The sequence below is a fragment of the Streptococcus sp. SV2 genome (genome assembly GCF_030440175.1).
Lineage (GTDB): Bacteria > Bacillota > Bacilli > Lactobacillales > Streptococcaceae > Streptococcus > Streptococcus raffinosi.
Genome location: NZ_JAQFJQ010000002.1, coordinates 121,758 through 147,157 on the forward strand (window position 1 = coordinate 121,758; position 25,400 = coordinate 147,157).

At 41.2% G+C, this 25,400-nt stretch carries 27 protein-coding genes and 1 pseudogene; 8 read left to right on the forward strand and 20 right to left on the reverse strand.

The window, feature by feature from the left end; translation table 11 throughout:
• The 9 genes from PCY14_RS01795 to PCY14_RS01835 form a co-directional block, all read right to left on the reverse strand.
• Positions 1–1,455: a nicotinate phosphoribosyltransferase gene (locus PCY14_RS01795; protein ID WP_021151397.1), complete on the reverse strand. Its 1,455-nt coding sequence runs from the start codon at positions 1,453–1,455 to the stop codon at positions 1–3.
• A 180-nt stretch (positions 1,456–1,635) separates the two neighbouring features.
• Positions 1,636–2,937, reverse strand: coding sequence for an ABC transporter permease (locus PCY14_RS01800; protein ID WP_134954244.1), 1,302 nt, complete (start codon positions 2,935–2,937; stop codon positions 1,636–1,638).
• On the reverse strand, positions 2,906–3,589 hold the full coding sequence (locus tag PCY14_RS01805; protein ID WP_021151395.1) for an ABC transporter ATP-binding protein: 684 nt from the start codon (positions 3,587–3,589) through the stop codon (positions 2,906–2,908). Before PCY14_RS01805 ends, PCY14_RS01800 begins: the two co-directional genes overlap by 32 nt.
• Positions 3,590–3,807: 218 nt before the next feature.
• On the reverse strand, positions 3,808–4,518 hold the full coding sequence (locus PCY14_RS01810) for a MerR family transcriptional regulator (RefSeq protein ID WP_021151392.1): 711 nt from the start codon (positions 4,516–4,518) through the stop codon (positions 3,808–3,810).
• An 89-nt stretch (positions 4,519–4,607) separates the two neighbouring features.
• Positions 4,608–5,033: a DUF3021 domain-containing protein gene (locus PCY14_RS01815; RefSeq protein WP_060933546.1), complete on the reverse strand. Its 426-nt coding sequence runs from the start codon at positions 5,031–5,033 to the stop codon at positions 4,608–4,610.
• Positions 5,034–5,042: 9 nt separating this feature from the next.
• Positions 5,043–5,498: a LytTR family DNA-binding domain-containing protein gene (locus PCY14_RS01820; protein WP_060933547.1), complete on the reverse strand. Its 456-nt coding sequence runs from the start codon at positions 5,496–5,498 to the stop codon at positions 5,043–5,045.
• An 18-nt stretch (positions 5,499–5,516) separates the two neighbouring features.
• Positions 5,517–6,359, reverse strand: coding sequence for an ABC transporter permease (locus tag PCY14_RS01825; RefSeq protein ID WP_060933548.1), 843 nt, complete (start codon positions 6,357–6,359; stop codon positions 5,517–5,519).
• Positions 6,359–7,225, reverse strand: coding sequence for an ABC transporter ATP-binding protein (locus PCY14_RS01830; RefSeq protein ID WP_008535780.1), 867 nt, complete (start codon positions 7,223–7,225; stop codon positions 6,359–6,361). The genes PCY14_RS01825 and PCY14_RS01830 overlap by 1 nt, the downstream gene beginning before the upstream one ends.
• A 123-nt stretch (positions 7,226–7,348) precedes the next feature.
• Entirely contained in the window at positions 7,349–7,666 is a 318-nt protein-coding gene (locus PCY14_RS01835) for a helix-turn-helix domain-containing protein (RefSeq protein ID WP_301363090.1), read from the reverse strand.
• A gap of 87 nt (positions 7,667–7,753) precedes the next feature.
• On the opposite strand from PCY14_RS01835, the gene PCY14_RS01840 reads away from it, so the two are divergent.
• Positions 7,754–8,059: a YciI family protein gene (locus PCY14_RS01840; protein WP_037600199.1), complete on the forward strand. Its 306-nt coding sequence runs from the start codon at positions 7,754–7,756 to the stop codon at positions 8,057–8,059.
• Between the two features lie 99 nt (positions 8,060–8,158).
• Here the strand turns inward: PCY14_RS01840 and PCY14_RS01845 are convergent, their stop codons facing one another.
• Together PCY14_RS01845 and leuS are read right to left on the reverse strand one after the other, a co-directional pair.
• A complete protein-coding gene (locus PCY14_RS01845; protein WP_301363091.1) occupies positions 8,159–8,572 on the reverse strand; it encodes a YjdF family protein in 414 nt (137 codons plus the stop codon).
• A 258-nt stretch (positions 8,573–8,830) separates the two neighbouring features.
• Positions 8,831–11,332 (reverse strand): leucine--tRNA ligase, encoded by a 2,502-nt coding sequence (leuS, locus tag PCY14_RS01850; protein ID WP_301363092.1) that lies wholly within the window; start codon positions 11,330–11,332, stop codon positions 8,831–8,833.
• A 193-nt stretch (positions 11,333–11,525) separates the two neighbouring features.
• Here leuS and PCY14_RS01855 point away from each other — a divergent pair, with 193 nt between their 5' ends.
• Positions 11,526–12,293, forward strand: a complete 768-nt coding sequence (locus tag PCY14_RS01855; RefSeq protein ID WP_293919497.1) for a DeoR/GlpR family DNA-binding transcription regulator — start codon at positions 11,526–11,528, stop codon at positions 12,291–12,293.
• Positions 12,286–13,095 carry a Cof-type HAD-IIB family hydrolase gene (locus tag PCY14_RS01860; RefSeq protein WP_301363093.1) on the forward strand — a complete coding sequence of 270 codons (810 nt, stop codon included), beginning with the start codon at positions 12,286–12,288 and terminating at the stop codon, positions 13,093–13,095. Before PCY14_RS01855 ends, PCY14_RS01860 begins: the two co-directional genes overlap by 8 nt.
• Before the next feature lie 129 nt (positions 13,096–13,224).
• Here PCY14_RS01860 and PCY14_RS01865 read toward each other — a convergent pair whose 3' ends face one another.
• The 5 genes from PCY14_RS01865 to pbp2a all read right to left on the reverse strand — a co-directional run bounded on the left by PCY14_RS01865 (position 13,225) and on the right by pbp2a (position 17,296).
• Positions 13,225–13,713: a phosphatase PAP2 family protein gene (locus PCY14_RS01865; protein ID WP_060933558.1), complete on the reverse strand. Its 489-nt coding sequence runs from the start codon at positions 13,711–13,713 to the stop codon at positions 13,225–13,227.
• Between the two features lie 126 nt (positions 13,714–13,839).
• Complete coding sequence (nusG, locus tag PCY14_RS01870) at positions 13,840–14,379, reverse strand: transcription termination/antitermination protein NusG (protein ID WP_008535769.1); 540 nt, start codon at positions 14,377–14,379, stop codon at positions 13,840–13,842.
• Between the two features lie 203 nt (positions 14,380–14,582).
• A complete protein-coding gene (secE, locus tag PCY14_RS01875) occupies positions 14,583–14,759 on the reverse strand; it encodes a preprotein translocase subunit SecE (RefSeq protein WP_008535768.1) in 177 nt (58 codons plus the stop codon).
• 8 nt (positions 14,760–14,767) lie between these two features.
• A complete protein-coding gene (rpmG, locus tag PCY14_RS01880) occupies positions 14,768–14,920 on the reverse strand; it encodes a 50S ribosomal protein L33 (protein ID WP_002946904.1) in 153 nt (50 codons plus the stop codon).
• A gap of 48 nt (positions 14,921–14,968) precedes the next feature.
• Positions 14,969–17,296, reverse strand: a complete 2,328-nt coding sequence (pbp2a, locus tag PCY14_RS01885; protein WP_301363094.1) for a penicillin-binding protein PBP2A — start codon at positions 17,294–17,296, stop codon at positions 14,969–14,971.
• Positions 17,297–17,361: 65 nt separating this feature from the next.
• Here pbp2a and PCY14_RS01890 point away from each other — a divergent pair, with 65 nt between their 5' ends.
• The 4 genes and pseudogenes from PCY14_RS01890 (at position 17,362) to PCY14_RS01910 (ending at position 20,088) form a co-directional block, all read left to right on the forward strand.
• Positions 17,362–18,234, forward strand: coding sequence for an RluA family pseudouridine synthase (locus tag PCY14_RS01890; protein WP_004183780.1), 873 nt, complete (start codon positions 17,362–17,364; stop codon positions 18,232–18,234).
• A gap of 169 nt (positions 18,235–18,403) precedes the next feature.
• Positions 18,404–18,736 (forward strand): annotated as a pseudogene (locus tag PCY14_RS09860) (TM2 domain-containing protein).
• Complete coding sequence (locus tag PCY14_RS01905; protein ID WP_081102571.1) at positions 18,736–19,053, forward strand: DUF2752 domain-containing protein; 318 nt, start codon at positions 18,736–18,738, stop codon at positions 19,051–19,053. The pseudogene PCY14_RS09860 and the gene PCY14_RS01905 overlap by 1 nt, the downstream one beginning before the upstream one ends.
• A 99-nt stretch (positions 19,054–19,152) precedes the next feature.
• The gene (locus PCY14_RS01910) at positions 19,153–20,088 is read left to right on the forward strand and encodes a superinfection immunity protein (RefSeq protein ID WP_231087372.1); all 936 of its coding nucleotides are present in this window, start codon (positions 19,153–19,155) and stop codon (positions 20,086–20,088) included.
• Positions 20,089–20,162: 74 nt separating this feature from the next.
• On the opposite strand, the gene groL is transcribed toward PCY14_RS01910, so the two are convergent.
• The 4 genes from groL to PCY14_RS01930 all read right to left on the reverse strand — a co-directional run bounded on the left by groL (position 20,163) and on the right by PCY14_RS01930 (position 25,025).
• Entirely contained in the window at positions 20,163–21,782 is a 1,620-nt protein-coding gene (gene groL / locus PCY14_RS01915; RefSeq protein WP_004183788.1) for a chaperonin GroEL, read from the reverse strand.
• A gap of 44 nt (positions 21,783–21,826) precedes the next feature.
• Positions 21,827–22,114 (reverse strand): co-chaperone GroES, encoded by a 288-nt coding sequence (gene groES / locus PCY14_RS01920; RefSeq protein ID WP_008535753.1) that lies wholly within the window; start codon positions 22,112–22,114, stop codon positions 21,827–21,829.
• 167 nt (positions 22,115–22,281) lie between these two features.
• Complete coding sequence (locus PCY14_RS01925) at positions 22,282–23,085, reverse strand: ABC transporter ATP-binding protein (protein WP_021144949.1); 804 nt, start codon at positions 23,083–23,085, stop codon at positions 22,282–22,284.
• Positions 23,085–25,025: an ABC transporter substrate binding protein gene (locus PCY14_RS01930; protein WP_021151378.1), complete on the reverse strand. Its 1,941-nt coding sequence runs from the start codon at positions 25,023–25,025 to the stop codon at positions 23,085–23,087. Before PCY14_RS01930 ends, PCY14_RS01925 begins: the two co-directional genes overlap by 1 nt.
• 69 nt (positions 25,026–25,094) lie before the next feature.
• Between PCY14_RS01930 and PCY14_RS01935 the strand changes: the two genes are divergently transcribed.
• Positions 25,095–25,238, forward strand: coding sequence for a hypothetical protein (locus PCY14_RS01935; RefSeq protein ID WP_021144947.1), 144 nt, complete (start codon positions 25,095–25,097; stop codon positions 25,236–25,238).
• Positions 25,239–25,400 lie beyond the last annotated feature (162 nt).

The following is a 25,400-nucleotide window of genomic DNA, read 5'->3' on the forward strand; positions in this document are numbered from 1 at the left end:
TTACTCTGGCAAGTTATGGGCTTTCTTTCGTACATTGTCAATAAGGGTCATCTTGTTATCCCATACGTCTTTAGCTAAGTCAACTGGATAATCTTGAGGGTTTAGCATGCGCTTGTACTCATTCCAAAGCTCATCCAATTCCTTAGTCGCATAAGCCTTGATTTCATTAAGACTAGGCAAGTCATAGATGAGTTGACCCTTATCGTAGATAGGTACCAAGAGTGGTACCGCATCAAAACCACGGACAGTTTTATTGATGTAGGTGTAGGTCGGGTGGAACATATTAATTTCTTCTAAAGCATTAACATCTGTGTCCGCAAAGGTGATATAGTCACCTTCTGATTTACCCTTAGCACGACTTGTAATACGCCAGACTTGCTTCTTACCTGGTGTTGATACCTTCTCAGCATTGTTGGACAATTTGATAGTATCATGCATGACACCCTGATCATCCTCGATTGAGACAATCTTGTAGACAGCACCCAAGGCTGGTTGGTCATAAGCAGTGATAAGTTTGGTACCGACACCCCAAACATCAATTTTGGCCTTTTGCATCTTCAAGTTAAGGATGGTATTTTCATCAAGATCGTTTGAAGCATAAATCTTGGCATTAGGGAAACCAGCCGCATCTAGTTGCTTACGTACTTGTTTAGACAGGTAAGCCAAGTCACCTGAATCAAGACGGACACCCAAGAAATTGATCTTATCACCCAGCTCTTTAGCTACACGAATGGCATTAGGAACACCAATTTTGAGAGTGTCATAGGTATCCACAAGGAATACACAGTCTTTATGAGTAGATGCATAAGCTTTGAAGGCATCGTAATCATTGCCATAGGCCTGAACAAGAGCATGAGCGTGAGTACCAGAAACTGGAATGCCGAAAATCTTACCGGCACGAACATTTGATGTCGCATCCGCACCACCAATCACAGCTGCACGGGTACCCCAAATTGCTGCATCCATCTCTTGTGCACGACGTGTTCCAAACTCTAAAAGAGGGGCATCACCAATTACTGAGCGGATTCGAGCTGCCTTGGTCGCAATCAGCGTCTGATAATTGATAATATTAAGCAAAGCAGTCTCTACGAGTTGACACTGGGCCAAGGGACCTTCCACCTGGAAAATCGGTTCATTAGCGAACACTAAATCTCCCTCAAGTGACGAATTGATGGTCAATTCAAGTTTTAAATTAGCTAGGTAATCTAGAAAATCAGCAGGGTAACCAAGGTCCTTCAAATAGGCAATATCGGTTTCTGAAAACGTCAGATTTTCAAGATAGTTAACAATACGTTCCAAACCGGCAAAAACGGCGAAACCATTCTTGAAAGGGAGCTGACGGAAAAAGACTTCGAAAACAGCTTTCTTATTATGAATGCCTTGGTTAAAGTAAACCTGCATCATATTGATTTGGTACAAGTCGGTATGCAAGGTTAAACTATCATCTTTATACATAGAATTTCTCCAATCTAATCGGTGCTTCATTTTGTTGTCAATAGCTTTTACATGCGACTATTATAGCATTTTTGGGCAATTGTCTCCACTTTTCAGAAAGTTAATTATTATTTGGATTTTCAAATTTTTCTAATGTTTGTATATTAAAAAAGAGTAGTCTTGGTGAACTACTCTTCATTTCTATTCATATCTTAGGGACTCGACAGGGTCCATTTTACTGATTTTACGGGCTGGAAGGTAGGCTGATACATAGCCCATCAAGAGCGAGAAGCCAAACATGATAAGAATTGATGTCAGGTTGAGGTCAAATACCTTGCTGACACTTGGGTAGAAATGTGAAACAATCATATTGGCCAAGCTTCCAACTCCCTGCGATACAAGGAGGGCAAGAGCCAGGGAGATACCCGTGATCCAAAGGGCCTCGTAAACAAAGATGGCTTTCACATCACGATTAAGGTAACCTACGGCCTTCATAACACCAATCTCTTTTGAGCGTTGCATGATATTGATATAGATGATAATCCCAATCATAACAGCTGAAACTAGGATAGCTTGTGACGAAAGGATAATCAAGAGAGCCTGGATAACACGGATGAATTTAATAATCACATCTAGGATGGCCTGTTGAGAAAGCACCAGGTACTTTTTGTTTCTCTGCAATTTTTTAGTGACTTGCTCAGTCTTGGCTGGATCCTTAAGTTCCAAAAGCATGTAAGAGACTGTCTTGGTAAAACCATTTTCTTTGAGTAGGGCTTCCAATTGTTTGGCAGGCATATAACTAGTGCTTTCTTCAGCATCCTCGCTGTCATCAACAATACGGACAATCTTAGTCTTGATATCCGCTACTTTAGTTTCCTCAGCAGTATTTTCAACAATCTGAGCTGAGATTTCTTTGTCGATAAAGTCTTTAGCCTTGAGCTTCTTGCCGGTTTCTTGGTTGTAGTATTTGACAAAGCTCATCGGAAGGGTCAAGCCCTCTTCATCTGCAGATTTAAAAGGTTTCCCGGCTGAAATCTTATCCTTACCATTGCGAGATGTAGATATTTTTGTGTTCTTGTAGAGACTGATAACCTGAGAATAGTTAGGAAGGTCCTTGCTGAAATCCATGGTCTTACCATCAAGGGTAAGACTGGTCATATTCATGCCAAAGGGACTTTCCAAATATTTAATGTCATCACTCTTAATCTGGCTACGAATAAACTTTTCGTCATCTGCATTGAGAACCCCTCTGCCTGCTGACTTAGCACTAAGACTAATCTGAATTTGAGATGGAATGTTACCACCATCGGTACTGTCATTAATCATACCAACAATAGCATTTCCCAAACCAAAGGAAATCAAGACACCAATAAAACCAATGGATGTGGCCGTCGCAATCAAAAGATTACGCCACTTACGTTCCATAAAGTTGTTCAATGACAATTTAAGTTTATGCTTGAGGGTCAACCCCTTATTTTTCGATTGTTTCAACGACTTCACCATCCTTCATTTTAATGACAACATCCGCATAATCCGCCACTTCAGGGTTATGGGTTACGATAATCACAGTTTTGCCTGCCTCAGCTAGCTCTTTAAAAATTTCTAGAACATTTTCCTGAGACTGAGAATCAAGAGAACCTGTCGGTTCATCCGCTACAATCATTTCTGGATTATTGACCAAGGCACGGGCAATGGCCACACGTTGTTTTTGCCCACCAGAAAGCTGCTTAACATTTTTCTTGATAAAGCCTCCAATTCCAAGACGATTGAGCTCTTTTGCCGCAATCTCGACCATCTCTTTGTCAGTCATATTTTTAACGTAAAGAGGCATCTTGACATTTTCAAGGACTGATTGATGAGGGATCAGATTGAAATTTTGAAAAACAAAGCCAATATGGGCCTTTCTAAAATAGGTCAGGTCACGCTCTGAAAAATCACGCATGTTCTGATTCTTGAAATACAGATTTCCCTGATAATGACTATCCAAGCCGCTAATAATACTGAGCAGACTGGTTTTACCACAGCCAGATGGACCGTAGATAGCAGTAATCTTGCCTGGTGCAATCTCAAGTGTGACATCGTTCAAAGCGCGCTCTTGGTTTGTACCATCGAGATTATAGTACTTTGAGATGTGGTCAATGGTTAAAATGGACATGATTTCCTCCGTAAAATTGATTTAGATTAGATTTTGATTAGATTTCCTCTGGTTATCTGTAAGAAAATTTCAAGCAAAATAGCAGAAAAACTTAACTAATCGCCTTCTAAAACGATACATTAATTATAAACATTAAATGATTATAAAAATAGTGACATAAATGTCACTATGGCATGAGAAAAAGCCAAAGTCCCTAAGACTTTGGCTTTGGCTTTAGTTTATTGACAATAAATACGAATGGCTTCTGCAAGGAAGACTGCAGTACCTGGTCCTCCGACTTTATCGATAAAGCTAGAAAAGCGATTATCTGTTTGGTACATCTGACCTAGACCAGCTAATACCGTTTGGTCACATGGATAAAAATGCTGACTAATATAATCTTGTAGCACCTTTACTTGCTCCTGAACACTATTGTCATTAGGATTAGACTCCTTGAGCTGTCCAAAGGTAGACATGATTGCAGTCATCTCTTTGGTAACTTCAGGGAAGGACTCTTCCCCCTTAGCCGCAAAAGCTTGATAAGCTTCTGTCTGACCCCATCTAGCCTGAGCTTCTTCCTGAAATGCTTCCACAGCTTTTTGATCAAATGCTTCAAATGACATTTCTTCTTCCTCCATTTGTAAGGCCTTGGCATGGGCTATGACGGCTTCTAAACGGGACTTTTTCAGCTCTAAAAGCTTGATTTGGTCCTTAAGCGCTTGGACTTTATCATAGCCTGCTTGACCTACGATTTCCTTAATTTTTTTGAGAGGAAAGTCTAACTCACGGTAAAGCAATATTTCCTGCAAACGGACAACCGCATCGCGATTATAGTAACGGTAGCCATTCTCAGCCACAACTGACGGTTTCAGCAAATCAATTTCGTCATAATAATGAAGGGTGCGCACACTGACACCTGATAGTTGGCTCACTTCTTTTACAGATTTCATTAGAACTCCTCTCTGATTAAGAGTATAGGCTATGACGTGACGTGAGGGTCAAGGGGCTAAAGAGTCTTTTTTGAAGTTCGTATAATTTCTTACTTTTCTTTCTTTTTCTGGCTTCGACGATGTAATAAGGCTTGGTTAATACGTTGGGTTCTCATATGCATTTGCCAAATGAGGTAAAGCCAGATAATAATATAAACGGAAATGAAGACAACCCATAGGATAGGATTCAGCACAGCATCAATCCAACCCGCTATTAGACAAGTCCCTATCAGTACAATCGCCGTCAACAAGAAATGCAAGATTACTCTAAGTCTGTAGGACATACGGTCAAGGTCTTCCAAAATCCACGAGAGCATCCCCATTAAGCCACTCATCATAAAGAGGGCTAAAATATTTCCCACACTAACTTTTGGATAGATAATCTGGGGAAATAATTGACCTAATAAAAGGAGGGCAAGATAGAAGAACGATCCCGTTCTCACGCCGGATACAAAATAAGCAATAAAACGTTTCATAGGTTCCTCCTAGACCCCTAAATAATCCATCAAGGATTTGACATATTTTCGGCTGACACTAGACTTCACTCCACCTGTCATTTTGGCCATCATATTGCCAGAAAAACTATCTGATAGGGATTCCAAATGGTCTATATTCATAACAGCATGACGTGATATCTGTAAAAAACTTCGACGATTGATGCGATGCTGAAAGTTTATCAGTGTCTCTTTGATCGTATAGGTTTTGTCTATTGTATAAATCGTTAACACATTCTTATCAATTTCAGCTAGGATAATATCATCAATTTTTACCATAACCAAATGATCATCCGTTTTAATAGGAATCACCACTTGATTTACAACTGAAAAGTGTTCGAGGTAATCCATTACCTCTCGTGCTTGATCAGACAATCGCTCTGCTTGGATAACCACACAGGGGTCCTTTGTCGAAATATCTGATTTTTCTTCAAAACGAAGTTTCATTCCTATTCCAACTCTCACTTATTTTTTCTTACTAGACTTTTTCACTAAAACAGCCCAAAGAATGCCTACTAGAAGAATACCTCCTAACACTATAAAGTAAGTATTTTCCTTTGTCAACAACTCTTGCCACTTGAGTTGAACACCCATTTTCTCTTGGAACTCTTGGCGAAGATCATCTTGACCTTTAAAGGTCTCACTTAATGTTTCATTCATGAGGACTTGCCGATAAAGTGCAGCAATATAAGTTGCTGGGGTAGATTTCATTAGTAGTTGAGCAAAATTAGGTAGAACGCCCAAAGGTACATAAGTCCCTACCAAAAAACCGGAAGCTGTACCCACTATGGTCGCAAACTTTCCAAGACTATCTACTGATTGGAAAAAGTGAACAAAAATGGCATTCACCAAGCTAGAAAGCAGGCTACTAAGCAACATAATAAGGAGAACTTCAGGTAGTATGGATAGTTTGGGAACTTCTCTAAAATAGCCACACATCAGCACATACATAAGGACCTGCATGGCAAAAGAAATGATGATTGCACTCGCTAGATATGAAGATGGTAACCGCCATTTTCCATGATTCGATAAATAAAGGTCCCGATCTACTTGACGTTCACGGTCCTTTACTAACTGAGTCAGGGCAGCCAGACTTGTCGTAATCCCTGTCACAGCCAGCGTCCCACTCATCAGCCAATTATTTAACAAAGGACCACTATTGGGAAGCTGAGCCCAGGCATCTGTTAGATTCTTTTGAAGAAAAATAATATAGAGAATAAAGGAAATCAAGGCTCCCAACAGGGAGAAGAAAACCCCTGAAAGATTCCTAAAATACAATAAAAAATTCCGCTTTAGTAAGGCTAGCATTAGCGAACCTCCCTTCCTGTAAGTGCAATAAAGGCATCATCCATGGTCCCTGGACGAAACTCAAAATGGGCTATTTTATCTCTAACTTGCGCCAGGTAATCAATGGCTTCCCTTTCACTCTCGGGTTGAAGAACATACTCCAATTGACTTTGTTGCTCTACTGACATTCCCAAAGATTTGAGACTTTCTATCTGCTGTCTCTCCTTGAAGCGAATCTTCAAGATGTTTTTTGCATACTGACTCTTAATATCTAATGCCGATCCTTGAGCAATCACTTTTCCATGGTCCACAATATAAATCTGATCAGCTTCATCTGCTTCATCAAGATAATGCGTGGTCAGTACAACGGTCATCCCCTCTTCCCTCTGCAATTGATAGAGCAAATCCCAAATAGACTTTCGAGTTTGGATATCCAAACCCGTTGTTGGCTCATCCAAGAATAAAATATCTGGTTGTGAGAGAAGTGCACGCGCAATGTCAACCCGACGCTTTTGGCCACCTGAAAGCGTCCCGTATTTTTGTTTTTGGAAGGCTGATAGACCTAATTGATCAATGAGATCTGACACACGATTAGGTTTAAGACCTTTATACTGTTTAGCACGAATAATCAGATTTTCCCTAACCGTCAGCATCTCATCTAAAACACTGGTTTGGAAGACCACTCCAATTTTAGTACCGGGTTCATAGATAATTTCGCCTTGCGTTGGTTGCTTCAAACCAATCAACATGGAAATTGTCGTCGATTTGCCGGCCCCGTTCGGACCTAGAATCGCATTGAACGTCCCTCTTTTAAATTGTAAGTGAATATTATCCACGGCAAGATGATTTCCGTAACGTTTGCTTATGTTTTTAGCTTGTAATATCATGTTCTCTCTCCTTTTGATAGAACCAGTCTAGCAAAAAAGCCGTTTAAAAAACGGCCTTTTGGGATAAGTGGTCAAAATGAGAGTCCAAGTGGTGAGATGGGAGAGATAAAAATGAGGACAAATTTATTGCAGCCATTCTTTACCCCATTGATTCAAGTCCCTTAAAATCGGCATTAGTGACTTGCCTTTTTCTGTCAGCTCATATTCTGTATGAAGTGGCATAGACTCATAATCATATTTTTCAACCAATTGCTTCTCTATTAAAACATCTAGTCCACGTGTCAAACTGATAGTTGTAATCCCTTCAACTTCTCTTCTCAATTGATTGAAACGAACTTTCTTATGCTTATTTATAACCCATAATATATTCATTCTCCATTTCCCACCAACCACATCTAATACCCGAGACATACTGCAATTCCATTTTTTATTTGTTAACATTTTTTCTCCTTACAAAAATGTGCCTACTATTCAATTTATTTGTAGAGTATTATAATCTATTTATCATTCATTTTAAAGGAGTCACTTATGTTTATTGTAAATCTTACCTATATTAAGCCCCTTGATACAGTTGAAAAATTCTTAGAAAAACACATAGATTTTTTAAATCAGTATTATACAAAAGGTCATTTTATCGCATCTGGAAGAAAAAATCCAAGAACTGGCGGTATCATTCTCATGAGAGCTAAAAATAAAGAAGCCGTTCAAGAAATCATTACACACGATCCATTCTATCAAAATGAGATTGCTCAATATGAGATTATTGAATTTGAGGCAAGTAAATATTGTCCAGAATTTGAAACTATCGTCAGTAAATCTTTTGACGACAAGTAGGTTTATTAGGAATCTATATACAAAAGGAATTTTCAACACAAGTAAAAACAGCTCTTTTTATACGAAAAGAGCTGTTCTATTTTATGAAAGAGAAAGTCACTAGTGACCTTTGTGCTTCTCTCTTCGTTTTTGCTGTTTGCGTTCAAATTTCTCTTGTTTGAGCAATTGCTTTTGGACACTAGATTGATGTTTTGAAATCTTTTTCCTTTCCTCATACTGCAACTGCAATAGTTCTTTCGACTTGGAAGAAACTTTCTGATTTACTTGTTTCTTCACCATTCGCTGTAATCGTTTAGGATTCTTGACTTTTACATGTTGCTTAACTATAGCTTCTGGACTAAAAGATAATTGAGTAAACTGAGTCTGTAAGATCTCTAGAATTTCATCATCTTTTGGCTTCTGACCAAATGTCACACGACAAACTTGATAAGTTTCTAGATACACTTGTTCGAACAAACCATGCCAAAATCCATCTTCAAAATAAACTGTCAATCCAATTGAAATTGTTTCCACGACAGCACCTCCTTAAATCTATCCCTAAGAATGGACAACCAAGGAGGAAGGTTACTGATAGGCTTACCTACGTCTGGACTACCAACCAGAACTGTGTTTTTATCTTAGTTGGGACTATTATAGCATATAGCGATACAAAAAATCCCCCAGAGCTTAGCTCTGAAGGATTCATTTTTATTTAACAACGATGTTAACAAGTTTAGTTGGATCAAACTGTTTGGGAAACTGTTTGAGGTTGCAAATGAGCAAATAAATTGGTTATTTTACAACAATATTAACGAGTTTATTAGGTACCGCAATCACCTTAACAATTTCCTTGCCGTCAATCTCTGCTTTGACTTTGTCGTTAGCAAGAGCTACTTCTTGCAACTCTTCGCGTGATAGGTCTTTAGCAACCATGAGTTTAGCACGGACTTTACCTTTGATTTGGACGACGATTTCGATTTCGTCTTCAATCAATTTGCTTTCGTCCCATGTTGGCCAAGCTACGTAAGAGATTGACTCACCTGTTGCTGCGACTGTTTGCCAGAGTTCTTCTGCCAAGTGAGGAGCAAATGGGGCAATCAATTGGACGAAGCCTTTGGCGTAATCCACATAGAGTTTGTCTTCCTTGTTAGCAGCATTGACAAAGACCATGAGTTGGGCAATGGCTGTGTTGAATTTCATAGACTCGACTTGCTCAGTAACAGATTTAACCGTTTCGTTATAAACCTTGTCAAGAGCGCCATTGTTTTCCGCAACGATTTCTTTACTTGTGATCAAACGGTAAACACGGTCGAGGAATTTACGACTTCCTTCCAAGCCTTCTTCAGACCAAGCGATAGAAGCATCGAGTGGTCCCATGAACATTTCATAGACACGAAGGGTATCCGCACCGTATTGTTCCACCACATCGTCTGGGTTCACCACGTTCTTGAGGGATTTAGACATCTTGGCTGGTGCTTGCTCCAACTCTTCTCCTGTTTCCATGTGGAAGAAGGAACCGTCACGTTTTTCAACCTTGTCAGTTGCCACAAGAGCTCCACGGTGGTCACGGTAGCTAGTTCCTAAGATCATTCCTTGGTTAAAGAGTTTTTGGAATGGCTCTTTAGTCGGAACAACACCGAGGTCATAGAGGAACTTGTGCCAGAAACGAGCGTAAAGCAAGTGGAGAACGGCGTGTTCTGCACCACCCACATAGATATCTACTGGCAACCATTGTTTGAGGAGGTCCTCATCAGCCAATTTTTCTGTGTTATGTGGGTCGATATAGCGAAGGTAGTACCAACTTGAACCAGCCCATTGTGGCATGGTGTTGGTTTCACGACGACCTTTGACACCATCTTCGCGAGTCACTTCCAGCCAGTCGGTCAAGTTAGCCAATGGGCTTTCACCAGTACCTGAAGGGCGGATGTCCTTGGTGACTGGCAAGACAAGTGGCAATTCACTTTCTGGAACAGCTGTTGAAGTTCCGTCTTCCCAATGAATGATTGGGATTGGTTCACCCCAGTAACGTTGACGGCTAAAGAGCCAGTCACGAAGACGGTAAGTGATTTTTTCTTGACCGAAACCTTTTTCTTCCAACCAAGCCACGATTTTAGCAATCGCTTCTTCTTTGTTGAGACCGTTCAAGAAGTCAGAGTTGACGTGAAGGCCATCTTCTGTGTAAGCAGCCTCTTCAACGTTGCCACCTTCAAGCACTTCTACGATTGGAAGATCAAACTGTTTAGCAAATTCCCAGTCACGTTCATCGTGGGCAGGTACGGCCATAACGGCACCTGTTCCGTAGCTAGCAAGAACATAGTCGGCAATCCAGATTGGAATTTCTTTACCATTGACAGGATTGACGGCATAAGCACCCGTCCAAACCCCTGTTTTTTCCTTGGCAAGGTCTGTACGAGCCAAGTCTGATTTCAGGCTAGCTTGGTGTTTGTAGTCCGCTACAGCCTCAGCTTGTTCAGGTGTTGTGATGGCATCTACTAGTTCATGCTCAGGTGCCAAGACAGTGAAAGTTGCACCGAAAAGGGTATCTGGACGAGTCGTAAAGACGGTGAATTCCTTGTCAGTCCCTTTCACTTTGAAAGTGACATTGGCACCAGTTGATTTACCAATCCAGTTGCGTTGCATGTCCTTAATAGATTCTGGCCAGTCAAGGTCATCCAAGTCATTGAGCAAGCGCTCTGCATAGGCAGTGATTTTGAGCATCCATTGGCGCATTGGTTTACGGACAACCGGATAGCCACCACGCTCAGAGGTTCCATCTGGAAGAACTTCTTCGTTGGCGATGGCTGTACCCAATTCTTCAACCCAGTTTACAGGCACTTTAGCTTCATAGGCCAAGCCTTTTTCGTAAAGTTTGGTGAAAATCCATTGCGTCCATTTGTAGTAGTTTGGATCTGTTGTGTTGACTTCACGATCCCAGTCGTAAGAGAAGCCAAGCGCATTGATTTGGCGTTTGAAGTTGGCAATATTCTCTGCTGTGAATTCTGCTGGGTCATTCCCTGTATCCATAGCGTATTGCTCAGCAGGCAAACCAAAGGCATCCCAACCCATTGGGTGAAGGACGTTGTAGCCTTGTGCACGTTTGAAACGGCTGAGGATATCAGTTGCTGTATAACCTTCTGGGTGTCCTACGTGAAGACCCGCTCCAGATGGGTAAGGGAACATGTCAAGCGCATAAAACTTAGGTTTTGAGGCATCTGTTCCTGTCTTAAAAGTGTGATTGTCAGCCCAATATTTTTGCCACTTAGGCTCGATTTCTTTATGATTGTAAAAACTCATGGTTTCTCTCCAATATTCGTAATGCTTCTATTATAGCATTTTTGAGGGATTTTTAAAGATGATAAGGGAACTTTAAGAGGCAAATTCACCCTAGTAAGTTTTGCGCTTTTTTCGTTCTTTTTAAGTTTTTTTGCGACTTTATGTTGCAAAAAAGCAAAAAGATGCTATACTAGAATCAGAAAGAAGGTGACTCATGTATCAGGAACAACGATTTGAGAAAATTTTGGATCTCTTAGACGAGCGAGGAAATCTATCCGTCAAGGAAATGGTTGACGCATTAGGTGTTTCCAAAGATACCGTCAGAAGAGATTTCGACTGTCTCAGCCAGAGGAATCTGGCTCAACGTACCCATGGTGGCATTCTGCCAGTTAAAAATACCACTGTTCTTGGCTTCCAAGAACGTCAGAAAGGACTAACAGAAGACAAGAAAAAAATGGCAGACCTAGCACTTAGTTTTGTCAAAGACCAATCTCTCCTCTTCTTTGATGTCTCTACCTTGATGCTTGAGGTTTCTCAAAAGCTAGATAAAAGCGTTACCGTCTACTCCCACTCTTTGGACAACGCCTTGGTCCTAAGTGGCAAGGATGGCATTGATTTTCATCTCTTGGGTGGAAAATTCTACAGCAAAAACCGCTTCTACTATTCACTTCACGAAGCCCAGTTCCTGCAACATCTACAATTTGACTTAGCCTTCTTTGGAGCGGCTAGTCTCAGTCAAGGATTGGTTAGCTTTGAAGATGAAGAGGACGTTGCCATCAAACAGCTAGCCATGCAGGCTGCCAGAACCAAGATACTTATTGCTGAAGTAGACAAGTATGAAAAACATTCCAAATATATATTGGGCAAGATTGAAGACTTCGACTACTGGATTACAGATAAGAAACCTGAGCCTGATTTAGTCGAAGCTCTTAAAGACAAGGTAACAATTTTATACGACGGGAAGGAAAGCAATTATGAGTAGTATTCGTTTGATTATCAGTGACATTGATGGCACTATTCTCACCAGTCACCACCAGGTAGATGAGCAGCTGATTGAGGTCATGCCAGAGCTTGAAAAGGCAAAGATCCCCTTTGTTTTAGCTTCTGCCCGTTCTCCACTAGGGATGCAACCAATCGCTCATAAACTGGGACTTCCTGAAAATCCTATCGCCTGCTACAACGGCGCCTTAGTACTCGAGGATAATCGTACTATCATCGAACATCCTGTGGATAAAACTGAAATCCAAGAACTTCTTAGATACTTATCCACAGACTACCCGAGTGTATCTGTTAATATCTACTCTGGCAAGGATTGGATTACCAACCAACTAGACAAATGGTCTCAGCTGGAAGCAGGTATCACAGGTGAATCTCCTATTCTTAAGGAACTACAAGAAACTGTCTCAGACTCTGAACCACCTATCCACAAGCTTTTGTTGATTGATGAACCTAAAGTTATTCAGGACCTCCATCAAAAACTCCTAAGCATGGATTTTCCACAGACAGCCTTCTACTTATCCAAAGATAACTACCTTGAAGTCACAGCCAAACATGTTTCTAAAGAGCATGCTCTCCTTGAGGTTGCCAAATATTATGACATCCCGCTTGAACAGGTTATGACTATTGGTGATAACTTCAACGATAGCCCTATGCTGGCTCTGGCTGGACTAGGAATTGCTATGGGCAATGCACCTGAAGGGGTCAAGGAAACTGCAAACTTAGTAACGGCTTCAAACGATGATAATGGTGTCGCTCAAGCCATTACAGAGCACGTCCTAAACTAAATACTATTCAATGCTGGAAACAACTTTTAATTGCTAACTCGATTTTAGAACAGAAGGAAAGGTACCCTAAGGGGCCTTTTCTTTTTTCAAGGAAAAAAGCCTTCCTCTATCGAAGAAGACCAAAATTTTCTAAAGGTAAAGAAGGAGACCTACAAGAATTCCAATGACATAGCCTGCCAAAACATCACTAGGATAATGAACGCCACCTAGCACACGCAAGATAGCCAGAATTGCTGCCAAAAAAAGCATAGTCCCACCTAGACAGGGGTTAATCATCAGTGCCAACATAGCAATGACAGTCGCTGAGAAAACATGCCGACTGGGAAAAGATTTGCCAAGACTGTCCTTCTTAATAAGGGGCTGAATATCCCAAGTCTGATAAGGGCGTGGGCGATTATAGAGCCTACGACTAAGAGAAAGGAGGAAGAAGCCTCCTCCCATAATAAGCACTGTCGTAAAAAGAACAAACCAGCCATTCCTCAGCCAAATCAAACTAAGAAATATAGGAAAAAGTAGGTAAAAAGTCCTAGTTATAACCTTATTAAGCCTCTCTAAAATACTAGTATAAGGACGCAATGGACCGCTAATCCTATCGTAAAATTGTTTATAATTCATCATCATCCGTTAGAAAAAGGGAGTGACACAGAACTAAATTTAAAAAATCTAGCTTCTTGTCTCTCCCTCATGTTTAATGAGATAGTCTTCCGAGGTTGAAATCTCTATCTCGACCTCTTTTTGTCTATCTTAAAGTTCAGCGATTTGGTAAAGTTCAAGTTCGGCTGCTGTTTCAGAACCAAACATGTTAATCATGATTTTAACCTTGTTATTGTCAATTTCCACAACACGGCCTTCTTGACCCATAAAGGCACCATCAATGATTTGAACCACATCACCAACCTTGATATTAGTATCAAAGACATCAACAGTTTGACCCATTGAAATCAAGATTTGACGAATTTCTTCTTCCAAGAGTGGAGTAGGTTTAGAACGGTTACCGTGAGAACCAACGAAACCAGTAACGTTTGGAGTGTTACGAACAACGAACCATGCTTCGTCTGTCATTACCATCTCAACAAGAACGTATCCTGGGAAGCGGTTTTCTTCCACTTCTTTAACCTTACCATTTTTCTCAACATTGACAGTTTGAGTAGGGATTTCAACGCGCAAGATATTTTCAAGCATGTTGTAAGTCTGAGCACGTTGCAAAAGGTTTTCTTTAACTTTGTTTTCGTATCCTGAATACGTTTGAAGGACGAACCAGCCCTTATCGAATGAATCTAACATTTTAGGATTCCTTTCTTTTTTACTAAAATGGCACTTAGACTCAGAGGAATCTGGATGAGATAGCCATCTGAGTGGTAAAAGCACGTGGAGTATCTGTTTTCATTCAAAGCCTAATAAAAAAGCCTCGTGGCCTTTGTTTTCGCTTTTATCTGCACTTATTATAACAAAAAAGAGCAGGCATTCCTACTCTTTTTGTATTTTCTTTAGAAAAAGTTAATCAGTGCTGACATAGCGCGACTCAACAATACATCAAACGCATAGATGATGACTGTGAAGAACGCAGTATACTCAAGAACTGAAATAAAATCGTGCCAGCGTTGTTTGCGATCTGGCCAAGTCGTGTCTTTCAAGACTTTGAAAATACTTCCAGTTTGTCTCACGGTGTCTCCTATCTTGTTTCTTTATGCAAGGTATATTTTTTACAATTTTTACAAAACTTGTTCACTTCTAGTCGTGTTGGTTTGGGAGTGCTACTAACACTAATCGAGTAGTTTCGGTTCCCACAATCTGCACACGCTAGGCTTGCTTTTTTTTGTGCCATAACGCCTCCGTTCTTTTTATCTTACCACTTTTAAACTTAATTGACAAGCTATCTGAATAGACCTGAGAAGGAGTCTGAGATCTTATCCCATAGGCTACTTGCCTGGTCTTTGACATCATTCACAACGTCAGAAGCCTTGTCTGTCCATGACTTATTATTGCTATTACGTGAATCGTTTGGATTTGCTGTATAATCTAAGGTTTGACCATCAGCCGCATAAGCATTTTCAACAGTAAACTCAGTTCCTGGTGTATTTGGCAAAACATCTGCAGCGATATAGCTGAAAATAGTTGAAGCCGTTCCTGAGCTAGCCCCTGTCAAGTAGTGACTCTCATCGGTCTTGTCAAAACCAATCCAAGTTGTCATCACCACATCAGGCGTATAACCAATCACCCACTGGTCACTGGTCAAATCTTTGTTAAATTCTGCCTGAACAGTACCTGTCTTACCTGCCATAGTATAACCTGTATAATTGGCATTAACAGCAGAACCATTTGAATAGGTTCCAAGCATCATGCTGGTCATTTGATTGGCAACTGACTGGCTGATAACACGTTTAGACTTCTTACTATGAGTAGCGATGATATCTCCACTGGCATTTTCAATTTTAGTAATGAAATAAGCAGTGTTCATCTCACCACCGTTGGCAAAGGTCGCGTAAGCCTGAGCCATTTGAAGAGGACTAGCTGTCACACCACCACCAAGGGCAACTCCCAATTCTTCTGGGACATTGTCAAAGTTAAGACCAAATTTCTGACCATAACTAATTCCTTTTTGAATACCGATTTGATTAAAGAGGTAAACTGCTGGGATATTGTACGAATTAGCCAAAGCTTGATACATAGGCACATCCTCTGTCTCAACACCACCGTAGTTGGTTGGCGTATACCCGTTGTAGTCAATCGGTTTATTTGGAAGGTCCTTGTTAATACTCCATCCCGAAGCAAGAGCTGGGGCATAGACTACCAAAGGTTTGATGGTCGAACCAGGACTACGCTTCCCTTGAGTGGCATAGTTGAAGTTACGGAAGGTTGCATCACTGGTACCACCTACACGACCGACTAAACCACGGACTGCTCCAGTCGACGGATCGAGGGCCACACTGGCTGACTGAGCTGTACTACCATCACTTTCTGATGTTGGGAAGAGATAGGTATTTTCATAGGTCTGTTGCATATTAGCCTGTGAATTGGCATCCATCTCTGTATAGATTTTATAGCCGTTCTTAACAATCTCATCCTCACTCAAGCCGTAGGTCTTAGTGGCTTCTTCGATGACGGCATCAAAGTAAGAAGGATACTTGTAGTCATCACCAGTTCCTTGATAGGTATCATCCAAACGACTCGCCATATCTACTCCAGCAGCACTGTCAGCGTCAGCCTGGCTCAACTTCTTGTCATCAACCATGTTGGCAAGGACTGTGTTTCGACGGTTGGTCGCATTTTTGATATTGTCAATGGGATTGTAAATTTCAGGTCCCTTAAGCATACCAGCAAGGGTAGCCGCCTCATCAACGGTTAGATTAGCAGCACTCGTACCAAAATATTTTTGGCTGGCATCTTCAACACCCCAAACCCCATTGCCGAAATAAGCATTATTAAGGTACATGGTGAGGATTTCTTTTTTGCTATACTTCTTGGTTAATTCCAAAGAAAGGAAGAATTCCTTGGCCTTACGTGTCACTGTCTGCTCTTGAGTCAAAAAGGCATTCTTAGCCAATTGTTGCGTAATGGTTGAACCACCACCAAAGTGTCCCATAGACACAATCGCCAAGAGGAAACGTTGAACATTGACACCACTATTTTTGTAGAAAGTCCGGTCTTCTGTTGCGATAACAGCATTTTCCAAGCTATCACTAATAGCATCAAGCTCCACATAGGTTCCTTTTTGTCCTGACAAAGAACCGGCTTGATTGCCATCTTTATCATAGATAACCGTAGTTGCCTTCAGAGCATCTTGAAGATCTGAGACATTGGTTGTCTTAGCAATGTAAAAGAGGTAGGAACCTATAGTCAGAACCAGTATAGCCACTAAAATAAAGAGAATCTTGCCAATATGATAGCGACGCCAGAAACGACGAATAGGATTTCTTGGTGAAAGGGTGAATTTGCTCAAGAAAGCCTGAACCTTACCCAGTGGCTTGCTTGTATCAATAGGTTTCTTTTGCTTAGAACGTTGATAACGTGAGGTTTCTTGATTTTCTCGAGACATATCTAGGTCTTCAACAGCCTGTTCGACCTCATCAGGCTTCTTGGCGAAAAGACCCTTAATCTTGTCTTGAAAATCCTTAGATTTTCCTACAGATTGATCATTCTTAACCCTTTTGCCATTTTCTTCTTTAAAAAGTTTGTTTTTTAGATTATCAAAAAATGTCATAACTCTATTATACCAAGTTTTAAGGGATTCTGTCCTCTTTGAAGCGTTCATGATATAATGAAACCATGACTTTACACGTAGATATTATCAATCCCTATCCCGCAACAACGGTCAAAGACCTGCTTGAGTCAAAACTCCTTATTCCTCGTAAAATTCGTCATTTCCTACGCACTAAAAAACACGTGCTCATCAACGGAGAGACCATTAATTGGCAAAGTCCAGTTGAAAAAGGCGATAAAATTAGCCTGACCTTTGACACAGAGGACTATCCTGATAAAACTATTCTCATGGGGGAAGCCAGTCTTGTAGAACCTCTCTATGAGGATCAGCATCTCATCGTTGTCAATAAACCCGAGGGGATGAAGACGCATGGTAATGAGCCTACAGAGATAGCCCTGCTTAACCATGTCTCAGCCTACTGTGATCAAACCTGTTATGTTGTTCATCGACTAGACATGGAGACCAGCGGAGCTGTTCTTTTTGCTAAAAATCCTTTTATTCTGCCAATTCTCAACCGACTCCTGGAAGACAAGCTAATCCAACGTCAATATTGGGCTTTGGCAGAAGGAAGGTTTCAGACTAAGGAAACCGTTTATAAAGACAAGATTGGTCGTGACCGCCACGATCGCAGAAAACGTGTGGTGGACCCTCGAAAAGGACAGCGTGCTTATACGACGGTCACGCGCCTCAAAACCTTCAATGGTGCTAGTCTGGTCAACTGTCAGTTGAAGACCGGCCGTACCCACCAAATTCGTGTTCATCTAGCCCATCATGGGCATGCTATCTTGGGAGATCCACTATATAGTCGCCGACATGCATCCCGTCTCATGCTCCACGCCCACTCCCTTAGTTTCACCCATCCCTTAACACTCGAAAAAATCACTGTACAGGCTAGATCAGAAAGTTTTGAACAAGGGTTGAGAAATCACAAACCATAGAAGCAAGCTCATTCTCAGACATGGTGCGAAAGGATTATTCTTATTTATAGGACAGTGGAAGCTTGCAAATAAGTTGCTTTTATTGACTTCGCAAGCCTTGACCACCTTGAATCTCCCTAGACATTATGTTAAGCTTTACATATCATATAAATTAGAGGAGTATTTCATTATGAATCCAGCAGATCAATGGTTAGCTATCAATGCCAAGTATTTCCCAACAGAACAAGTTCAATATATTCGCCAACGTATTGAGGCTCTTCCAGAGGCACAAGTCCAATTACTCTATACACTTAGTTTCTAAGACCCAACCATGATGTTGGTTATCTCACTTTTCGGTGGATCTCTTGGAATTGACCGCTTTATCTTAGGACACGTGGGATTAGGTGTTGGTAAACTATTGACAGGCGGTGGCTGTGGTATCTGGACAATCGTTGACTGGTTCCTTATCATGGATGCTACTCGTCAAGCAAATGCTCAAAAACTTTATTCTCTTATCGGCTAATGAAAATTTATTTCACACGCTTGTGGGCTTACCACCAGCGTTTTTTTAGACTGTACCTCTTACTTTTAGTGGCTATCTACGGAATTTATCTTCTACACCTTCCAACACCACTCAGCCTTATCCTTAAACCTTTTGGCATAAAAAGTTGGAGTGCCGGATTAACACGGGCTAGTGTTAGGCTTTTTCACCTAGATTGGCAGGGAGCTTGGGACTATAATCCCCTAATCTATCCTCTGGTGATATACATCTTTGCCTATGTCTTTCTTTTTCCTATTTTCAGCGATAAGAACGTTAATACAAAAGTGCCAGGCAAATAAAGTAACCATTCCTATATGACTCCCATTGCACATCATTAACACTATTGCTATAATTGTAATTATCAAATTTTATAATCAACTCAAACGGAGGTTAAAAACATGAATCAAAAAGATTGGATTGATTTTTTCCAGGCAGTTAACGGACGCAATCCAAGTATCCAAGAAATGGCTGACGCAGCCAAGAGAGGCGAGTTTGTCCGAGAAAACTCTAAAAGACAGGAACAACCTGTTGAAGCAAACAAACTTGAGGAAACGGTAGAAATCAAGGAACCCTTGGCACCTGTCGAACCAGCCAAAACTGAAAAAACAGTAGAAACGACACCCCCTAAAGAAGCCGCAGAAAGTATTGAACCTGTCGTTGAGAGCTATGATGTCGCTGAAGAACCCTTAGTTGATTCTAGTATTGAAAAAAGACAAACTTTCCAAACTCCTAACCTAGGTCAAGAAGCTCCAACAGCTAACTTTCAAGCGCAAGTAAATCCAATACAAGGCACTACTAATAAGTCTTTAAATTCCTTTGCAGAGCAAGCTAATGCAAGCTTCCAACAAACAAATAGCACCCTCAACCAGCCTTGGAAGAAACCAGAAAAGAAATCCCCAACAAACCTCATCATGATAGCCATCGCTACCATCCCTGTTATCCTTTGGGCTCTTGGGATGTTCATACTTGGAGTTGTTGGAGACGAGTCTAGTATGGGCTTGGGTTTGGCATTTTGGACTTTGATTGTGGGTCTACCAGCAATCATTATTGACATCCTACCAGCACTTCTAAACAAAACAGATAAGAAATGGCTAATCTTTGTTTTCTCAATACTATTAAGCTGGACTTTCCTTGGATGGATCATCTTACTCATTGTTTCCATCAACATGAATAAGGAAGCAGAACGTCTTAAACAGCAACAAATGATGATGCAGATAACAGGAGAACCCGGAAACACTGCTGCCTACAATTCCTTCCAAACACAAGCAAGGACAGCGCAACAATTCCAAGATGCTTCGTTTGGCCCTAACTCAAATCCAAATAATAATAACTAAATTTCCTTAGTTGACACAAAAAACCTAGAAAAGTGAAAACTCTTCTAGGTTTTTATTGTTTATTTCTTAAAATCTTAGTAACCCATCATACCTGGATCCATAGCTGGCGCTGCTGGAGCCTCTGGTTCAGGCTTATTAGCAACGACTGCTTCTGTTGTCAAGATAAGACTAGCTACAGAAGCGGCATTTTGAAGGGCAGAACGTGTTACCTTAACTGGGTCAATGATTCCTGCTTCAACCATATCTACCCACTCACCGTTGGCAGCATTAAAGCCTGTACCAACTGGACTATTCTTCAATTTATCAATGATAACTGAACCTTCATAACCAGCATTGAAAGCAATTTGACGAACTGGTTCTTCCAAGGCACGAAGGACAATGTTACGTCCTGTAGCGTCGTCACCTTCAAGGTCAAGTTCAGCTACCTTAGCAATAACATTGACTAGAGCTGTACCACCACCAGCTACGATACCTTCTTCAACAGCGGCACGAGTGGCATTAAGGGCATCTTCGATACGAAGCTTCATTTCTTTAAGGGCTGTTTCAGTAGCTGCACCAACCTTAACGACAGCAACCCCACCTGACAATTTAGCCAAACGTTCTTGAAGTTTTTCACGGTCAAATTCAGAAGTTGTTGTTTCCAATTGAGATTTGATAAGGTTGACACGGTTGGCAATAGCTTCTTGGCTTCCTGCTCCTTCAACGATAACTGTGCTATCCTTTTCAACAGTTACTTTCGAAGCTTGACCAAGCGCTGCCATAGTCGCATCCTTAAGCTCAAGGCCAAGGTCTTCTGTGATGACAGTTGCTCCTGTCAAAACGGCAATGTCTTCCAACATCGCTTTACGGCGGTCACCAAAGCCAGGGGCCTTAACAGCTACGACATTGAAGGTTCCACGAATCTTGTTAAGAACAAGTGTTGGAAGAGCTTCACCATCCACGTCATCAGCAATAATCAAAAGTGGACGGCTTGTCTTAAGCACTTCTTCCAAGAGTGGAAGAACATCTTGGATATTTGAAATTTTCTTGTCAGTCACAAGGATAAATGGATTATCAAGGTCAGCTACCATTTTTTCATTGTCAGTCACCATGTATTGAGAAAGATAACCACGGTCAAATTGCATACCTTCGACCACTTCCAGTTCTGTCTCCATACCACGAGACTCTTCAATAGTGATAACTCCGTCATTACCAACACGTTCCATAGCTTCTGAAATGTATTCACCAACTTTTTCAGAGCGAGATGAAACCGCTGCGACTTGAGCAATAGCTTCCTTATTGGCAACTGGTTGGGCAATGGCTTTAAGCTCTTCCACAGCTGTAGCTACAGCTGCTTCAATCCCACGACGGATACCAATTGGATTAGCACCAGCTGTTACGTTTTTGAGCCCTTCACGGACAATAGCTTGTGTCAAAACGGTTGCTGTGGTTGTTCCATCACCGGCAATATCATTCGTTTTTGAAGCCACTTCGCTAACGAGTTTGGCCCCCATATTTTCAAAGTGATCTTCAAGTTCAATTTCTTTAGCGATTGTCACACCATCATTAGTGATAAGAGGTGATCCAAAAGCCTTTTCCAAAACAACATTACGACCCTTAGGGCCAAGCGTTACCTTAACTGTATCAGCTAAAGCATCAACACCACGCACCATTGCTGCGCGTGCATCTGATGAAAATTTAATATCTTTTGCCATAGTTACTCCTTCTTTATCTTAGTTTATATTCTGATTAGCAATGCCTAGGCTAGGACTGCTAAAATATCTGCTTCACGAATAATAGAAACGGAATCATCACCGTCTTTAACAGTGACACCTGCACCATTTTCGACAAGGACTTTTTCGCCTGCTGCAACACTAGGTGCAATCAATTCACCAGTAAGCGTACGAACGCCTTCACCTACTGCCAAAACCTCTGCAGTCTTTGTAGCTTCATGACTAGCTCCTGCCAATACAAAGCCACTGGCTGTTTTTTCTTCTGTTTCTTCAAAACGGACGACGATGCGGTCGCCCAATGGTTTCAATGCCATACCAATTACCTCCAAATGTTATTTCGTATAAGTAACGTTTTAAACGTTGTTTTTAGCACTCGTACACGATGAGTGCTAATCTATATATTCATTTTAGCACTTGGTCAAAAATAGTCAAGAAAAAACTACCCAAAACATAAACTTTGGATAGTTTCTTTTCTAATCTCTTAACCAAGTACCAAGGCATCGTCATTGAGGACCTGTCCACTATTTTTATGGAAGAGATCCATAAGTTCTGCCACAGTGAGGTTTTTCTTTTCTTCACCACGCACATCTACGACGATCTTACCATGATAGAGCATAACTAGACGATTTCCATATTCAATGGCGTGTTCCATATTATGGGTAATCATGAGAGTCGTTAACTCTTGTTCTTCGACAATCTTACGAGTTAGGTGCATGACCATGTCACTTGTCTTAGGATCTAGCGCCGCAGTATGTTCATCTAAGAGCAAAATCTTTGGACGGACTAGGGTTGCCATAGCAAGTGTTAAAGCCTGGCGTTGACCACCTGACAAGAAATTGGCATCGGTCTTCATACGATTCTCAAGACCAAGACCAAGGTCTACCAAGGCTTCCTTGAAAAGTTGGCGTTCACTTTCGGTGATTGACTTTTTAAAGAAGCTACGTTTCTTACCACGACGGTAGGCAATCGCCATATTTTCTTCGATAGAAAGGTTGGTCGCTGTCCCCATTCGAGGGTCTTGGAAGACACGGCTAATATCCTTAGAACGCACATCTACAGATGCTTTCTTAATAGACTGCCCTTCTAATAAGATATCTCCCTCATCAATGCTGAGGACACCAGCGATGGAATTCATCAAGGTTGATTTACCAGCACCATTTCCTCCGATAACAGAGATAAAATCTCCTTGTTCGATGTCAAGATCCAAACCACGTAGGACGTGATTTTCATTGACTGTCCCTTTTTCAAATGTTTTATGAATCTTTTGTAAACTAAGCAGAGCCATTACTTGTCACCTCCTGGAGTCAATGATTTATTGGGCTTGATTTTCAATTTTCCTCGCACTTCAGGTACATAAAGAATGATAGAAAGCAAGATAGCTGAGGCCAATTTCAACATCTGTGCGTCAACGTTCATAGCAAGGATGATAACCAAAACCAAACGATAGAGAACAGCACCTAGGACAATTGACCAGAGACGTTTGCCAAGTGGTAAGTACTTAACAATAACTTCAGCCAGGATGATAGCAGCCAAGCCGTTTACGATTGTACCAGTACCCATGTTCATATCTGCATAGCCATTATTTTGGGCTAAGAGGGCACCTGAGAGGGCAATCAATCCATTAGAAATCATGTAGCCAAGAATTTTCATACGGTCTACCTTGATACCATTGGCTTCACCCATAGCAAGGTTATCACCGGTCGCACGAAGAGCTAGACCAACCTGCGTATTGAGAAGAACAACCAACATGAGCACGACTAGGCTAACAAAGATAAGCCCGAGTAGAATGACACCATTTAACTTAGACAAACCAAGCCCCATAACCATGGTCACGAGCGTGTTATGCCCTGCAAGAGAGACGTTGGCGCTACCAAGAACCAAAAGGTTAACTGAATAGAGACCGGTCAAGGTGATGATCCCCGTTAAGAGAGCCGGTATTTTCATTTTGGTATGCATAAATCCAGAAACAGCTCCTGCAAACATACCAGCTACAAAACCACCAATAGTCGCAAAGATTGGGTTAATCCCACGGATAATCATGATAGTTGTTGTCGCAGCACCAAGTGGGAAAGCCCCTTCAGCTGTCAAATCAGCAAGGTCCAAGATACGGAAGGTAATGAACACCCCAATGGCCATAATGGCCCAGAGAAGACCTTGAGAAATAGCTGTCAACACCACATTCGATAAACCATTTTTAGATGATTTCTTCACTTGAAGCTTGATGACACCCTTGTCTTTTTTAGCGATAGGTTTGTCATCTTTCATTGCAGAATTAGATTCCTCATCACTAATACTAGACATATCAATACCGAGTTCCTTGGCCATGTCATGGTTAATCACAACATTCAAGGTCTTAGGATATTCGGCATCTACATCCTTGATTTTCTCACCTCGGATAACACGACCTGCCAACTTACCGGTTTGGCGACCAAGTGCTTCATAGTTCGTTCCGTAGGTAAAGAGAACACCTTTTTCAACACTTCCAGCATCACCACCGACAACTGGTATCTTCGTCTCCTTCGAAAGGTCGACCAAGGTATTGATTGCACTAACAATGGTATTGTCAGTCGGGATAAAGATAACTTCTGTCTGACTCATTAAGCTCTTGGCTGTATCTTGGATATCATTGGTTGATGAAATTCCCTTAACAACTGTCTCTATACCAGCTTTCTTGAAGTATTTCTTGGCTTCTTCAACCTGAACTTCTGAATTACGCTCACTAGTCGTGTACATAATCCCAACTTTTTTAGTGTTCGGAAGGACCTTTTTCAATAATTCAACTTGTTTATTGATAGGTGACATATCACTCGTTCCGGTGACATTGCTACCAACATTGTCCATAGACTTAACCAACTTAGCTGAGACTGGATCCGTAACAGCTGTAAAGAGAATGGGTTTATCCTTTGTCAAACTACTCAAAGACTGGGCCGCAGGGGTTGCGATAGCCAACATGAGATCGTTATCTTCAATGAGCGATTGAGAAATCGTCTGTAAGTTAGACTGATCTCCTTGCGCATTTTGATAATCAATCTTGATGTTCTTACCATCGACATAGCCTTCCTTTTTGAGTTCTTCAATGAACCCCTTACGTGCTGCTGACAAGGACGGGTGCTCCACATATTGGAGAACACCAACGTGAACCATTTTTTTGTTAGAAACATTGGAACATGCAACCAAGAGGACAGCTGTGAGAACAGCCATCATACTGACCAAGAATTTCTTCATCTTGTATACCTCTATTTTTTTATTCTATCTATTTTCGATTCCTTTTTCTGAAGCGGTCAGACTACAAACATGCGTCTTCGTCGTTTCATTGTTTACTTCAAGGAAGCACTTTCCCAAGTCATCCATCAAGTAAACACTGGCACGCTTTACATCTCAGCGACAAGTAACCAAGATATAGAAAATGCGTGTGGTAAAAAGAGATATCAAAAATAGACCACGGCATGGAAAAACCAGCTAGGACAGGCCCAACTGGTTTTCTGCATCTTGACTAGCATAAGCTAGCTTATGTCACCGGTTAGACCTATTCATCTAATCGGCTAATCCACCACAAAATGCTTTAGCTTCATAGATACAAACTGACTGACGCTTGTATCC

What these genes read in the sequence shown, in the direction of transcription:
- PCY14_RS01865 (WP_060933558.1), bottom strand. Translation starts at nt 13,713, where the DNA reads ATGATGAATTATAAACAATTTTACGATAGGATTAGCGGTCCATTGCGT.
- groL (WP_004183788.1), bottom strand. Translation starts at nt 21,782, where the DNA reads ATGGCAAAAGATATTAAATTTTCATCAGATGCACGCGCAGCAATGGTG.
- PCY14_RS01925 (WP_021144949.1), bottom strand. Translation starts at nt 23,085, where the DNA reads ATGGCTCTGCTTAGTTTACAAAAGATTCATAAAACATTTGAAAAAGGG.
- leuS (WP_301363092.1), bottom strand. Translation starts at nt 11,332, where the DNA reads ATGAGTTTTTACAATCATAAAGAAATCGAGCCTAAGTGGCAAAAATAT.
- PCY14_RS01820 (WP_060933547.1), bottom strand. Translation starts at nt 5,498, where the DNA reads ATGAAACTTCGTTTTGAAGAAAAATCAGATATTTCGACAAAGGACCCC.
- PCY14_RS01805 (WP_021151395.1), bottom strand. Translation starts at nt 3,589, where the DNA reads ATGTCCATTTTAACCATTGACCACATCTCAAAGTACTATAATCTCGAT.
- PCY14_RS01810 (WP_021151392.1), bottom strand. Translation starts at nt 4,518, where the DNA reads ATGAAATCTGTAAAAGAAGTGAGCCAACTATCAGGTGTCAGTGTGCGC.
- PCY14_RS01935 (WP_021144947.1), top strand. Translation starts at nt 25,095, where the DNA reads ATGCGTCTTCGTCGTTTCATTGTTTACTTCAAGGAAGCACTTTCCCAA.
- rpmG (WP_002946904.1), bottom strand. Translation starts at nt 14,920, where the DNA reads ATGGCACAAAAAAAAGCAAGCCTAGCGTGTGCAGATTGTGGGAACCGA.
- pbp2a (WP_301363094.1), bottom strand. Translation starts at nt 17,296, where the DNA reads ATGACATTTTTTGATAATCTAAAAAACAAACTTTTTAAAGAAGAAAAT.
- PCY14_RS01825 (WP_060933548.1), bottom strand. Translation starts at nt 6,359, where the DNA reads ATGCTAGCCTTACTAAAGCGGAATTTTTTATTGTATTTTAGGAATCTT.
- nusG (WP_008535769.1), bottom strand. Translation starts at nt 14,379, where the DNA reads ATGTTAGATTCATTCGATAAGGGCTGGTTCGTCCTTCAAACGTATTCA.
- PCY14_RS01795 (WP_021151397.1), bottom strand. Translation starts at nt 1,455, where the DNA reads ATGTATAAAGATGATAGTTTAACCTTGCATACCGACTTGTACCAAATC.
- PCY14_RS01815 (WP_060933546.1), bottom strand. Translation starts at nt 5,033, where the DNA reads ATGAAACGTTTTATTGCTTATTTTGTATCCGGCGTGAGAACGGGATCG.
- PCY14_RS01800 (WP_134954244.1), bottom strand. Translation starts at nt 2,937, where the DNA reads ATGGTGAAGTCGTTGAAACAATCGAAAAATAAGGGGTTGACCCTCAAG.
- PCY14_RS01855 (WP_293919497.1), top strand. Translation starts at nt 11,526, where the DNA reads ATGTATCAGGAACAACGATTTGAGAAAATTTTGGATCTCTTAGACGAG.
- PCY14_RS01905 (WP_081102571.1), top strand. Translation starts at nt 18,736, where the DNA reads ATGAAAATTTATTTCACACGCTTGTGGGCTTACCACCAGCGTTTTTTT.
- PCY14_RS01910 (WP_231087372.1), top strand. Translation starts at nt 19,153, where the DNA reads ATGAATCAAAAAGATTGGATTGATTTTTTCCAGGCAGTTAACGGACGC.
- PCY14_RS01835 (WP_301363090.1), bottom strand. Translation starts at nt 7,666, where the DNA reads ATGTTAACAAATAAAAAATGGAATTGCAGTATGTCTCGGGTATTAGAT.
- PCY14_RS01830 (WP_008535780.1), bottom strand. Translation starts at nt 7,225, where the DNA reads ATGATATTACAAGCTAAAAACATAAGCAAACGTTACGGAAATCATCTT.
- PCY14_RS01890 (WP_004183780.1), top strand. Translation starts at nt 17,362, where the DNA reads ATGACTTTACACGTAGATATTATCAATCCCTATCCCGCAACAACGGTC.
- PCY14_RS01930 (WP_021151378.1), bottom strand. Translation starts at nt 25,025, where the DNA reads ATGAAGAAATTCTTGGTCAGTATGATGGCTGTTCTCACAGCTGTCCTC.
- PCY14_RS01840 (WP_037600199.1), top strand. Translation starts at nt 7,754, where the DNA reads ATGTTTATTGTAAATCTTACCTATATTAAGCCCCTTGATACAGTTGAA.
- PCY14_RS01860 (WP_301363093.1), top strand. Translation starts at nt 12,286, where the DNA reads ATGAGTAGTATTCGTTTGATTATCAGTGACATTGATGGCACTATTCTC.
- groES (WP_008535753.1), bottom strand. Translation starts at nt 22,114, where the DNA reads ATGGCATTGAAACCATTGGGCGACCGCATCGTCGTCCGTTTTGAAGAA.